Genomic DNA, 13,079 nt, shown 5'->3' with positions numbered 1-13,079 from the left:
GGACGGTCCTCGAAGTCGGTGCGGTGTTTCCACTTGAGCACCGTCATGGGCGACACCCCGTAGCGCTGTGCCAGCGTGGCGATGGGGTCGTTGCTGGCGGCGATTTCGGCTCTGACGCGCGGTGTGGTGCGGGCGCACTTGTGCAGTCGAGTGATCATGTGTGGAACTCCCCGGTATCAGACCGCCTTGCTGCTGCGCCGCGGGCCCAAAATCTCAGCCAGAACGCTGCGCGCGAGCAGGTAGCCGTGGCGTGACGGTAGTATATGATCGTCCGGGATTCGACAGCTACATGAAACTGCTGGTCGACGATGCATCCGACCGGGTCATGGGCCTCCACATGCTCGGCGCCGATGCCCCAGAAATCGTGCAAAGCCTGGCCGTGGCCTTGACCGGCGGTGCGACCAAAGCTCAGTTCGACCACACAGTGGCCGTGCATCCGACCGTGGCCGAAGAATTCGTGCTGATGCGTGACCCCGTGCGCCTGGTGCGCGACTTCAGCTGAACAGCCGGCGCGCCGCTGGTGAGCCGGCGGGCAAACCGCGCGCCTCCAGCATCGCATACAGGCGGTCGAGCTCGCGGCCGATGGCCTCGAAGGCTTGCGGGCCCAGGGGCTGGCCCGCGTCGTCCATCACGGCGGCCTCCATGCCCAAGGCCAAAGCCTGCGCACTGGCTTGCCAGGCCAGGAAAGGCGATTCCGCAGCGCTCGTCTGGGGCACGTCGAAGGCCAGGGTGACTTCACGCACCGCGGCCCGGTTGGGATCCTCCGCGAAAGCGGCCTGTGCATCGAATTGCAAGGTCAGTATCGCCGGGTCGCCTTCGTGACGCCCGGGCAGCACGAGACGGCCTGGCACGGCGCCGGAGACGAAACCGTGGCGTGCGGCGTGCTGCTGGATGAATGCCACCGACCATGCCGCACCACGGGCCACCAATCGACAAGCCAGCTGCGCATCGTGCTGGCTGGCGAACTGGTCGAGCTCGCGCGCCCGCGCGACCACGTCGAGCATGTCTGGGAAATCTGCGGTGGCGCCGATCGCATCGGCAAAGGCTTGCACCTTTTGCACGAACTCGGAGTATTCGATCTCGTTGAGCGCTCCGGTGCGGTTGGCCAATTGCACGCCGGCTTGGAATTCTCGGTACGTCTGCCCAGGTTGAGGCGGCTCCCATTGCGAGCTGGCATCGTTCAGCCCCTCGATGAAAAAGGGCTTGCTGCCGGCCCGCCGGGTGGCCGGCAGGTGGTGCATCACACTGTCGCCGGTGAAGCGCAGCTCCACGCTCAGCGGCACGATGGCGTCGATCAACGGGTCCAGACGCGGTCCGCCCGTTCGTCGCACAACCGGGGACGCCAGCGTGGCATCCAGCGCATCGGCCGCTGGGGCAGGCTCGAAGTCGTCCAACGGCAACACGGGCTCTTCGAAGCGCCGCGCAGCCGTCTGGCCCCGAATGCCAGCCCGGCGCACGCCGGCTTTGCGGGCTTGCCAAGCACCATGGGCCACCACCGCGGCGATGACCAAGGCGCCCAGGACGAGCAAGGCCAATTGCAGGCTGCCCATGTTCGTCAAGCCGCTTCAGCCATGCCCACGGCCGCTTCCATGTCCACCGCCACGATGCGCGAGACGCCCTGCTCCTGCATCGTCACACCGATGAGTTGCTCAGCCATTTCCATGGCGATCTTGTTGTGCGAGATGAACAAGAACTGGGTGTCCTTGGACATCGCAGTGACCAGCTTGGCGTAGCGTTCGGTGTTGGCGTCGTCCAGCGGCGCATCGACCTCGTCGAGCAAACAGAATGGCGCCGGGTTGAGCTGGAAGATCGCAAACACCAGCGCAATGGCCGTCAATGCCTTCTCGCCACCGGACAGCAGGTGGATGGTGCTGTTTTTCTTGCCCGGCGGCTGGGCCATCACCTGCACCCCGGCATCGAGGATTTCGTCGCCGGTCATCACCAGTTTGGCCGTGCCACCGCCGAACAGCGTCGGGAACATCTTGCCGAAGTGCTCGTTGACGAAATCGAAGGTCTTCTTCAGCAGATCGCGGGTTTCCATGTCGATCTTGTGGATCGCATCTTCCAGCGTCTTGATCGCATCGATCAGATCGGCGTTCTGGGCGTCCAGGAAGGTCTTGCGCTCGCGCGCGGCGGCGAGTTCGTCCAGGGCCGCCAGGTTGACCGCCCCCAGCGCGTTGATTTCGCGGTTGACGCGGTCGATCTCCGCTTGCAAGCCCTGCAGCCGCACTCCACCTTCCTCGATGGAGCGCGCCAAGGCCTCGAGATCGACCCCCGCTTGGGTGAGTTGCTCCAAGAATTGTGCGCCTCCCAGCGAGGCGGCCTGTTCTTCGAGCTGCAACTTGGTGATGCGCTCCCGCAAGGGATCGAGGCTGCGCTCGAACTCCAGGCGTTGCTCGTCGGCCCGGCGCAAACGCATCGACAAATCGTCGTATTCGCTGCGCTTGGCCGCCAGGGCCGCTTCGCGCTCCATCTTGAGCGCCAGCGCCTCCTGCAAGCCGGCTTGCGCCGCCGCATCGTTGAAGCCATCAAGCTCGGCCTGCAGCTGTTCGGCCGAGCGCTCATTGGCTTGGAGTTGCTGCATCGCCGTCTCGATGGATCGCTGTAGCTCCCCGCGACGAGAGGCCAAAGCACGCGCCGAGAACTGCGATTCCTGGGCTTCCCGTTCCAGTGAACGGAGTTGCTCGCGCGCCTGATTGAGCTTGCGTTCGGCCTCGATCACGGCTTCCTCGAGCTCGGCGTGGCGTTCTTGCTCATCGGCCAGCTGCTGGTCCAGCGCTTCGAATCGAGCCTCCCCCGTGGCGCGCCGTTCAGCCAGTTCTTCGAGTTGTGCGTCGATCTCGGCCAACTCGTCCTCGATCTGCCCGCGCCGGCTGCTGGTCTGCTCGGCCTGCTGCGTCAGGCGCAGCAACTCCACCTGCAGTTCATGGACGCGGGCCTGTGCCTGCGCGGCTTCGCGACGCGCGGCCACCAGACGCTGCGATGCCTCGGTGTAGGCCGCTTCGGCTCGCACCAGGGCCGCGCGCGCCTCGTCGGCAATCAGGGCCTGCGCGCGCACTTGGCGCTCCAGGTTCTCGATCTCCTGCGCGCGCGCCAACATACCGGCTTGCTCGGAGTCCGGCGCATAAAACGCCACGGCAAACTGCGACACGGCGTGGCCCTCGCGCGTCATGATCACTTCCCCGTGCGTGAGCTTGCCACGCTGGGCCAGCGCTTCGTCGAGCGACGCGGCGGTGTAAACCCCTTCCAACCAATCGTTCAAGAGCGCTTTCAGTCCCGCATCGTGCAGACGCAGCAGGTCCGACAGCCTCGGCAGCGTGTGATGGGTACTGCTGATGGCCGCCGAGGGCAGCGTGTAGAAGGCCAGCTTGGCCGGCGGCGCATCACTGGCGAACGCGCGCACGATGTCCACGCGGCCCACCTCCAGCGCGTTGAGCCGTTCGCGCAGCGCCGATTCCAGCGCCGTCTCCCACCCTGGCTCGATGTGCACTTTGGTCCACAGGCCCTGCAGGCCCTCCAAACCGTGCTTGGCCAACCAGGGCTTGAGCTTGCCTTCGGTTTGCACCTTTTCCTGCAAGGCCCTCAGAGCCTCCAACCGCGCGCCCAAGTCAGCCTGCTTGGCCGATTCGGCATTGACCCGCTCCTGCTGAGCCCGCCGGGCCTCATCCAGCCGAGGCACCAGTTCGGTCAGCTCGTGCAGCCGCTCGTCGGCCATGGCCTGCTCCTGCGCGGCCAGCTCGACCTGATGCTCAAGCTCGGCCAACCCGGCCTCGTCAGGCGCGGCCAGCCCCTTGGCCTCCGCGGCCAGCCGTTCACGCCGCGTCTGCAACTGCCGACATTGTTCGTCCAGATTGCGCGATTCCACCGCGAGCACCTGGATCTGCTGCTGCACGCCCGAAACCGCATTGCGCTGCTCATTGGCTCGCGCCACGGCGGCACGCACCTCATCCTCCAGGGCCGGCAGCGCGGCCGCCTCTTCTTCGGCCTGAGCGGCCAGGATCTCGGCCTGCTCTTGCGCCATGGCGATCTGCTCGGCAATGGTTTCGAGTTCGCTTTCGGCTTGCTCGCGGCGCTGCCGCCATTGCTCGCTTTGCGCTTTCAGTTCGATCAATCGCTGCTCGACCCGCTGACGCCCCTCCACCACATAGCGGATGCGCTCTTCCAAGCGGCTGACTTCCAGGTTGGCCTCGGCCAGCGCGGCTTGCGCGGCGTGCAGCTCGTCACTGGCCGTGTAATGCGCCTGACGGATGGTCTCCAACTCGGCTTCGACATGGCGCAACTCGGCCAGCCGGGACTCCAAGGCATTGGTGGCTTCGAGCACTTCACGGTGCACGCGCTCTTGTTCGGCCGCGGCGTCACGGTGTTTGAGAAACCACAGCTGGTGCAGCTTGAGCGTGCCTAGTTCTTGCAGGCTGCGATAACGCTGAGCCACTTCGGCCTGCTGTTCCAGGCGTTCGAGGTTGTGGCTCAGTTCACGCAGGATGTCTTCCACCCGGGTGAGGTTCTCGCGCGTGTCTTTCAGCCGGTTCTCGGTTTCGCGGCGACGTTCCTTGTACTTGGAGACCCCGGCGGCCTCCTCCAGGAACATGCGCAGTTCTTCCGGGCGGGATTCGATGATGCGACTGATCGTGCCTTGACCGATGATGGCGTAGGCCCGCGGCCCCAGGCCCGTGCCAAGGAAGACATCCTGGACGTCACGCCGACGCACCGGTTGCCCGTTGATGAAATAGCTCGACGTCCCGTCGCGGGTGAGCACCCGTCGCACCGAGATCTCGGTGAACTGGTTCCACTGCCCGCCGGCACGCCCATCGGAGTTGTCGAACACCAGCTCCACGCTGGCTCGGCTGGCTGGCTTGCGGGTGCTCGAGCCGTTGAAGATCACGTCTTGCATCGACTCGCCGCGCAACTCCGAGGCTTTGGATTCGCCCAGCACCCAGCGCACGGCATCCATGATGTTGGACTTGCCGCAGCCATTGGGCCCCACCACGCCGACGAGTTGCCCGGGCAGCTGAAAGTGCGTGGGATCCGCGAAGGACTTGAAGCCGGACAGCTTGATCGAGTTCAGGCGCATGGGCAGCTCGAGGCACCGCGCCGGGCCGCCTGCGGCGACCTCGCGCTAAGTCGTTGATTCGTCTGGGAAAACCGGTTCAGCATCCGGTGGCTTGGAAGCGCGGATGATACCATCGCCCCCTCGCGTCGCCGGCTCTGGCGACCCCATTGATTCTTCGCGTCACACCGTCATGGCCAAACGTACTTCTGCCCTCCCCGCGGCCCGGCAGCGCCAAATGCCGCCCAACCCGCCCTCGGCGCCTTCGAAGGAGCTGCACGTCTTCCCCAATCCGAGCCCCAAGCGTGACTACGTCATCCAGTTCCAGGTGCCCGAGTTCACCTGCCACTGCCCCTTGACCGGCCAGCCCGACTTTGCGCATTTCACGATCGACTGCGTGCCCGACCAACTGTGTGTCGAGCTCAAAAGCCTGAAGATGTACATGTGGAGCTACCGCAACGAAGGGGCTTTCCATGAGAAGGTCACCAACGACATCCTCGATGACATCGTCAAGGCCATTCAGCCCCGATTCCTGCGCATCACGGCCAAGTGGTATGTGCGCGGCGGCATCTACACCAATATCGTGGTGGAGCATCGCAAGAAGGGCTGGAAGCCGCAGCCTCACATCGAGTTGCCGCAGCACGCAGCCGAAACCGGCCTGTTGAGGTGAGCGACGGCGCGCCCAGGCTGGCCGAGGGCGGATAATCATGCACCATGAATCCCCTGCTCGCCCGGCTCCAGCCCTACCCCTTCGAACGGCTGCGCGCCCTCACGCAAGACATCACGCCCAACCCAGCGCTGCGCCCCATCAGCTTGGGGATTGGGGAGCCCAAACATCCCACGCCGCCGTTCATCCGCCAGGCGCTGACTGAGGCGCTGGATGGTCTCGCCCAGTACCCGGCCACGGTGGGCCAACCGGCGCTGCGCGAGGCCATGGCCGCATGGGTGCAACGTCGCTACGGCGTGCACCTGGATCCGGCCACCCAAGTGCTGCCGGTCAACGGCTCGCGCGAGGCGCTGTTCGCATTCGCCCAAACCGTCATCGACCCGACCCGCCATCCCGAGGCGGGCCGGCCCCTGGTGGTGTGCCCCAACCCCTTCTATCAGATCTATGAGGGTGCCGCTTTGTTGGCCGGTGCCGACACGGCCTTTGCCAACAGCGACCCCAGGCGCAATTTCGCATGCGACTGGTCGGCCCTGTCGGACGACACCTGGGCACGCACCCAGCTCGTCTACGTGTGCTCGCCGGGCAATCCCACCGGTGCAGTGATGCCACTGGAGGAGTGGGCTCGCCTGTTCGAGCTGAGCGATCGGTATGGCTTCGTGATTGCCTCAGACGAGTGCTACTCCGAGATTTACTTCCGTGAAGTCCCCCCGCTGGGCGGATTGGAAGCGGCCGTGCGCCTTGGGCGCCACGACCTGCGCAACCTCTTGGCCTTCACCAGTCTGTCCAAACGCTCCAACGTGCCCGGCCTGCGCTCGGGCTTCGTGGCTGGCGATGCGCGCTTGCTCAAAGCCTTTTCGCTGTACCGCACCTACCATGGCAGCGCCATGAGCCCGGTGGTGCAGCAGGCCAGCATCGCCGCCTGGAATGACGAGGCCCACGTGATCGCCAACCGCCAGCAGTACCGAGCCAAGTTCGAGCGCGTCACGCCCATGCTTGCCGAGGTGCTGGAAGTGGCCCTGCCCGACGCGGGCTTTTACCTGTGGGCCAAGGTGCCCGAGGCCCTGGGACAAAGCGACACCGACTTCGCCCGGGGGCTGCTTGCTCAATACAATGTGACCGTCTTGCCCGGCAGCTTCCTTGCGCGACAGGCGCATGGCTGCAACCCCGGTGCCGGTCGCATCCGCATGGCATTGGTGGCCGAGCTCGAGGAATGCGTCGAAGCCGCCGAACGCATCGTTGCCTATGTCCGTTCTCTTTGATCCACTGCAAAGTCTGCATCCATGAGCCAAGCCCTCGAAGCCGTCATCCATCAGGCCTGGGACGACCGCGCCGCCCTATCGCCATCCACAGCCGCGCCCGAGGTGCGCGAAGCCGTCGAATCCGTGATTGCCGACCTGAACAAGGGCCGCTTGCGCGTTGCCGAAAAGATCGACGGCGTCTGGACCACCCATCAGTGGATCAAGAAAGCCGTGCTGCTGAGCTTCCGCTTGCATGACAACGTGGCCATGCGTGCCGGCGACCTCGGGTTCTTCGACAAGGTGCCGACCAAATTTGCCCATCTGAGCGAAGAGGAGATGCGCGCCACCGGCGTGCGCGTCGTGCCGCCGGCCGTTGCGCGCCGCGGCAGCTACATCGCGAAGAACGTGGTGCTGATGCCCTCTTATGTGAACATCGGCGCCTATGTCGACGAGGGCACCATGGTCGATACCTGGGCGACCGTGGGTTCTTGCGCCCAGATCGGCAAGAACGTGCACTTGTCCGGAGGTGTGGGCATCGGCGGTGTGCTCGAGCCGCTGCAGGCCAACCCCACGATCATCGAGGACAACTGCTTCATCGGCGCGCGTTCCGAGGTGGTCGAAGGCGTGATCGTGGAGGAAAACTCCGTGCTGGGCATGGGCGTGTACATCGGCCAAAGCACCCCGATCTTCAACCGCGAGACCGGTGAAATCACATACGGGCGCGTGCCGGCGGGCTCGGTGGTCGTCAGTGGCAGTCTGCCCAAAACCACGGCCGCCGGTCAGCCCTACGGCCTGTATGCCGCTGTGATCGTCAAGCGCGTGGACGCCCAGACGCGCTCCAAGACCAGCATCAACGAACTGTTGCGAGCATAAGGCCCACGCCGGCATACCCGACACACCCACGACGAGGAGGATGGCGATGAGCGGTGGCAACATGGAGCGCGTGCTGCGCCTGATGGCCGACAAGCAAGCGTCGGACGTCTTTCTATCTGCGAAAACGCCCATCCTCATCAAAATCCATGGGCAAATCCTGCAAGTCAGCGATCAGCCCCTCTCGCCCCAGCAGCCACGTCAGCTGCTGGCCGAGGTGCTCACTCCCGCGCAAATGGAAGAGCTGGATGAGACCGGCGAACTCAATCTCGGGGTGGTCTTGCCCGGTGTGGCCAGTTTCCGCTTGAGTGCCTTCAAGCAGCGCGGCTCCATTGCTGCGGTATTTCGCTACATCCCGAACACGATTCCCTCGTTGGAATCGCTCAACGTGCCCGAGATCCTCACCAGCCTCGTGCTGGAAAAGCGCGGGCTGATCTTGCTCGTGGGCGCCACCGGCACCGGCAAGAGCACGACCTTGGCGGCCATGCTCGAACATCGCAATCAGCAAGTGGCCGGACACATCCTCACGATCGAGGATCCCATCGAGTTCCACTTCACGAACAAGAAGTCCGTGGTCAATCAGCGCGAGGTCGGGCGCGACACCCAGTCATTGCAAATCGGCCTGAAAAACGCCCTGCGGCAAGCCCCCGACTGCATCATGATCGGCGAGATCCGGGACCGCGAAACCATGACCGCCGCCCTGTCTTACGCCCTGTCCGGTCATTTGGTGCTGTCGACGATGCACGCCAACAATAGCTACCACGCGCTCAGCCGCATCATGTCGTTCTACACCCCTGAGGCACGGCCGGCCATGCTGTCCGATCTTGGGTCGGGTTTGAAAGCCATCGTCTCGCAGCGCCTGATGCGCGCGGTGGCCGGCGGGCGCATCCCAGCGGTGGAAGTCCTGCTCAACACCAAGCTGGTGGCCGAATTGATCGAAAAAGGCGACCTGTCCGGGGTCAAAGAAGCCATGGAGAAATCTTTGGCGGAAGGATCGCAGACCTTCGAAGCCGACATTGCCAGGCTGATCCAAGAAGGCCGCGTCACTCGCGAAGAAGGCCTGGCCTACGCCGACTCGCCCACCAACCTGATGTGGCGGCTGCAAAACGACACCAGCACCCAGAGCAAGCTCACCCCGAAGAAAGAGGACATCGAGGATGGGCCATCCTTCACCGAAATCACGCTGGATGTGCGCCATGACGAACGCCCCAGCGGCTACGGCACCACTGGCTTTGGCATGCTGCGCTGAGCTTCCGATGGTTGTGCTCCCCACCCCATGACCGACACCCTGCGCCTTGCTGAAGCCCTGATCGCCCGGCCCTCGGTCACACCGTCCGATGCCGGCTGCCAGGCCTTGATCATCGAACGCTTGTCGCCGCTGGGGTTTGCGTGCGAGACCCTGGTGTTCGGCCCGCCGGACTTTCGCGTCACCAACCTATGGGCCAAGCGCGAGGGCCGCGCCGGTCGCCAAGGCAAGGTGCTGGTGTTTGCCGGCCACACCGATGTGGTGCCGGCCGGCCCCTTGGAACGCTGGCTCAGCGACCCCTTCACGCCGACCCACCGGGAGGGCATGCTCTACGGCCGCGGCGCGGCCGACATGAAGAGTTCGATCGCCGCGATGGTGGTGGCCGTCCAAGAGTTCGTGGCTGCCCACCCCGATCACCGCGGCTCCATCGCCTTCTTGATCACCAGCGACGAAGAAGGTCCGGCCAACGATGGCACGGCCAAAGTCTGCGACTGGCTGCGCACGCGTGGCGAACGGCTGGATTACTGCATCGTCGGCGAGCCCACGTCGGTCGAGCAGTTGGGCGACATGATCAAGAACGGTCGTCGCGGATCACTGTCGGGGCGACTGACGGTCAAAGGCATCCAGGGCCACATCGCCTATCCTCATCTGGCGCGCAACCCGGTCCACCAGGCCGCACCGGCCTTGGCCGAACTGGCTGCCATCGAGTGGGATCGCGGCAACGCCTACTTCCCGCCGACGAGTTGGCAAATTTCGAATCTACATGCCGGCACCGGGGCCACGAACGTGATCCCAGGCGAGCTCGTCGTCGATTTCAATTTCCGATACAGCACCGAATCCACCCCAGATGGCTTGAAGGCCCGGGTGCACGAAGTGCTCGACCGGCATGGCCTGGAGTATGAACTGACCTGGACGCTCGGCGGCTTGCCCTTCCTCACGGAGCCAGGCGACCTGAGCGAAGCCGTGGTGTCGGCCATCCGCACCGAAACCGGACTGACGCCCGAGCTGTCCACCACCGGTGGCACCTCCGATGGCCGCTTCATCGCCCAAATCTGCCCTCAGGTGATCGAGTTCGGGCCGCGCAATGCCACCATCCACAAAATCAACGAAGCCGTGGAAGTGGCCCACTTGGAGCCGCTGAAGAACATCTACCGCAAGACCCTGGAAGCACTGATCGCATGACCGTACTCGAGCTGATCGAGCGCATGGCCGCCCGCCTCGACGAGGCGGGCGTTTCGTTTGGGCACGGCACGACCAATGCCCGCGATGAGGCCGCCTGGCTCACCCTGTGGGCCCTGGGCCTGCCACTGGACGATCTGGACGCCGTGGCCACGCGCGAACTCGACCGCGCCGATCAAGCCCGCGTCAATGCCTTGATCGACGAACGCATCACCACCCGGTTGCCGGCCGCTTACCTCACCCAGGAGGCATGGCTGCAGGGCGTGCGGTTCTATGTCGATGAACGCGCCATCGTGCCGCGCTCCTTCATTGCCGAGCTGCTGGCCGACGGCAGCATCGACCCCTGGCTGGGTGCGCACACCCGCACCGTGCTCGATCTGTGCACTGGCAACGGCAGTCTGGCCGTGCTGGCCGCCATGGCCTATCCGGACATTCATGTCGATGCCTCCGACCTGAGTGCCGAGGCTCTGGAAGTGGCGCGCATCAATGTCGAACGCCATGGCTTGACCCAGCGCATCCGCCTCCTGCACAGCGATTTGTTCGACGCGGTGCGCGGCCGCTACGACCTCATCCTGTGCAACCCGCCCTACGTGAACACGCTGTCGATGGCGGCCTTGCCGGCCGAATACCAGGCCGAGCCGGAACTGGCCTTGGCCGGCGGCGACGATGGCATGGATCTGATCCGTCGCATCCTGCGCCAAGCGCCAGACCACATGAACGAGCAGGCCGTGCTCGTGCTGGAAATCGGCCATGAGCGTGCCCATTTCGAAGCCGCCTTTCCCCTGCTCGAAGCCGTCTGGCTCGACACCAGCGCAGGCCCAGACATGGTGGTCTTGCTCACCCGTGAAGCCTTGGCCGCTCAGACGCTGCTGCGATGATCCAGCTCAAGAATCTGACGCTGCGCCGAGGCACGAAGATCGTGCTCGATGGCGCCTCGCTCACCCTCAATCCCGGCGAAAAAGTAGGCCTGGTCGGCCGCAACGGCGCCGGCAAATCGTCGCTGTTTGCCTTGCTCACGGGCCGGCTGCAAGCCGATGCCGGCGATGTCGAGCTGCCGGCCCATTGGCAGGTGGCCGAAGTCGCGCAAGACATGCCCGAGACCGACCAGACGGCCACCGACTTCGTGCTGGCGGGCGACCGCGTGCTGCAGGCCGCGCTGGCGGCGTTGGCCCAAGCCGAGGCTGCCGGCGACGGCATGGCCATGGCCGAAGCGCATCAGCGCATCGCGCAAGCCGGGGGCTTCGATGCTCGCGCCCGTGCCCAGGCCTTGCTGATGGGCTTGGGCTTCACCAGCGGGCAGCTGGACGCCCCGGTCAACAGCTTTTCGGGGGGGTGGCGCATGCGGCTGCAACTGGCGCGTGCGCTGATGTGTCCGGCCGACTTGATGCTGCTGGACGAGCCGACCAACCACCTGGACCTCGACGCCCTGGTCTGGCTGGAAGCCTGGTTGCAGCGTTTCGAGGGCACGCTGATCGTCATCAGCCACGACCGCGAGTTTCTCGATGCAGTCACGCGGGTGACGGTGCACCTGGAAGACGCCCGCCTGACCCGCTACGGCGGCAACTACACCCGCTTCGAGGAAATGCGCGCCGAACGCCTGGCCCAGCAACAGGCTGCCTTTGAGCGCCAGCAAGAGCGCATCGCGCAGTTGTCGCGTTTCATCGAGCGCTTCAAGGCCAAGGCCAGCAAGGCTCGCCAAGCTCAAAGCCGCATCAAGGCCTTGGCACGCATGGAGAAACTGGCGCCGGTGCTCACGGCCGCCGATTTCCACTTCGAGTTCCGCCCACCGGCCCAACTGCCCAACCCCATGTTGGTGCTCGACGGTGCGGCCATGGGCTATCGCCACGAGGATGGCGCGGCCATCATCCTGCGCGACGTGCACCGCTCGGTGCTGGCTGGCCAGCGTATCGGCATTTTGGGCGCCAATGGGCAGGGCAAGTCCACCCTGGTCAAGACCATCGCGCGCAGCCTGCCCCTGCTGGGCGGACGCATCACCGAGGGCAAAGGCCTGTCCATTGGCTACTTTGCGCAGCAAGAGTTGGACGTGCTGGAACCCACCGATACGCCCTTGCAACACCTGATCCGCCTGGCCCGCGACGTCGGACCCGCGGCACGCGAGCAGGAACTGCGGGACTTTCTCGGACAGTTCCGCTTCGTGGGCGACATGGTCATGCAACCGGTGGGCAGCATGAGCGGCGGCGAGAAAGCCCGTCTGGTGCTGGCCCTGCTCGTGTGGCAGCGCCCCAACCTGTTGTTGCTGGACGAACCGACCAACCATCTGGACCTCACCACCCGCGAGGCACTGAGCCTGGCGCTCAATGAATTCGAAGGCACCGTGATGCTGGTCAGCCACGATCGCGCGCTACTGCGCGAGGTGTGCGACGAATTCTGGCTGGTCGCTCACGGCACGGTCAGCCCGTTCGATGGCGATCTGGACGATTACCAGCAGTGGTTGCTGGAGCAAAGCCGTCAGCGGACCCAGACGCAGCGGCAGGCGCCGCCCGAGGCGCGACCGCCGTCCGGTGCTCACAACGCTCGGCAAGATCGACGCGACCCGCAACGTCAGCAACGTTTGGAACAAGCCCGTGCGCTGAAGAAGGAGCTGGCGGCCATCGACGCCCGCCTGGACGCCCTGAGCCAGGAGAAAGCCACGCTCGAGGCGGCATTGTCCGGCGGCCAAGGTACGCCACAGCAGTGGGCGCAGCAGGGCCGACGCCTCAAAGCCATCGGCGAGGACATCGAAGCGCTCGAAACTCGTTGGCTGGAACTGAGCGAACAGCTGGAACGGTTGCACGCTTGAAACCTGGGCCGCCCCGCCGGGCCTGCTGGCAC

Annotated in this window: 10 protein-coding genes and 1 pseudogene; 8 read left to right on the top strand and 3 right to left on the bottom strand. The window is 65.1% G+C overall.

The genetic code is table 11. The annotated features are described in order from the left end of the window. A pseudogene (locus tag F615_RS20550) lies at positions 1-158 on the bottom strand (IS481 family transposase); the annotation flags it as partial. Between the two features lie 131 nt (positions 159-289). Here F615_RS20550 and F615_RS0114760 point away from each other — a divergent pair. Continuing rightward, complete coding sequence (locus F615_RS0114760; protein ID WP_019561950.1) at positions 290-502, top strand: oxidoreductase dimerization domain-containing protein; 213 nt, start codon at positions 290-292, stop codon at positions 500-502. On the opposite strand, the gene F615_RS0114755 is transcribed toward F615_RS0114760, so the two are convergent. Then, on the bottom strand, positions 495-1,550 hold the full coding sequence (locus F615_RS0114755) for a hypothetical protein (RefSeq protein ID WP_019561949.1): 1,056 nt from the start codon (positions 1,548-1,550) through the stop codon (positions 495-497). The genes F615_RS0114760 and F615_RS0114755 overlap by 8 nt on opposite strands. A 5-nt stretch (positions 1,551-1,555) precedes the next feature. Next, positions 1,556-5,071 carry a chromosome segregation protein SMC gene (gene smc / locus F615_RS0114750; protein ID WP_019561948.1) on the bottom strand — a complete coding sequence of 1,172 codons (3,516 nt, stop codon included), beginning with the start codon at positions 5,069-5,071 and terminating at the stop codon, positions 1,556-1,558. A 214-nt stretch (positions 5,072-5,285) separates the two neighbouring features. On the opposite strand from smc, the gene queF reads away from it, so the two are divergent. Genes queF through F615_RS0114715 form a run of 7 tightly spaced genes read left to right on the top strand, consistent with a single transcriptional unit; the run spans position 5,286 to position 13,047 of the window. Then, positions 5,286-5,717 (top strand): preQ(1) synthase, encoded by a 432-nt coding sequence (queF, locus tag F615_RS0114745; RefSeq protein WP_019561947.1) that lies wholly within the window; start codon positions 5,286-5,288, stop codon positions 5,715-5,717. Positions 5,718-5,761: 44 nt separating this feature from the next. Continuing rightward, on the top strand, positions 5,762-6,973 hold the full coding sequence (gene dapC / locus F615_RS0114740; RefSeq protein ID WP_019561946.1) for a succinyldiaminopimelate transaminase: 1,212 nt from the start codon (positions 5,762-5,764) through the stop codon (positions 6,971-6,973). 21 nt (positions 6,974-6,994) lie between these two features. Beyond that, complete coding sequence (dapD, locus tag F615_RS0114735; protein ID WP_019561945.1) at positions 6,995-7,825, top strand: 2,3,4,5-tetrahydropyridine-2,6-dicarboxylate N-succinyltransferase; 831 nt, start codon at positions 6,995-6,997, stop codon at positions 7,823-7,825. 46 nt (positions 7,826-7,871) lie between these two features. Beyond that, positions 7,872-9,071 (top strand): PilT/PilU family type 4a pilus ATPase, encoded by a 1,200-nt coding sequence (locus tag F615_RS0114730; RefSeq protein ID WP_019561944.1) that lies wholly within the window; start codon positions 7,872-7,874, stop codon positions 9,069-9,071. A 27-nt stretch (positions 9,072-9,098) separates the two neighbouring features. Further along, positions 9,099-10,250, top strand: coding sequence for a succinyl-diaminopimelate desuccinylase (gene dapE, locus F615_RS0114725; RefSeq protein WP_019561943.1), 1,152 nt, complete (start codon positions 9,099-9,101; stop codon positions 10,248-10,250). Continuing rightward, positions 10,247-11,125, top strand: a complete 879-nt coding sequence (gene prmB / locus F615_RS0114720) for a 50S ribosomal protein L3 N(5)-glutamine methyltransferase (protein WP_019561942.1) — start codon at positions 10,247-10,249, stop codon at positions 11,123-11,125. The genes dapE and prmB overlap by 4 nt, the downstream gene beginning before the upstream one ends. After that, positions 11,122-13,047 (top strand): ABC-F family ATP-binding cassette domain-containing protein, encoded by a 1,926-nt coding sequence (locus F615_RS0114715; RefSeq protein WP_019561941.1) that lies wholly within the window; start codon positions 11,122-11,124, stop codon positions 13,045-13,047. Before prmB ends, F615_RS0114715 begins: the two co-directional genes overlap by 4 nt. Positions 13,048-13,079: the final 32 nt, after the last annotated feature.

It is taken from the genome of Caldimonas manganoxidans ATCC BAA-369, from assembly GCF_000381125.1.
In the GTDB taxonomy this organism is placed as follows: Bacteria; Pseudomonadota; Gammaproteobacteria; order Burkholderiales; family Burkholderiaceae_C; genus Caldimonas; species Caldimonas manganoxidans.
This window is presented reverse-complemented; position numbering and strand designations above follow the sequence as displayed.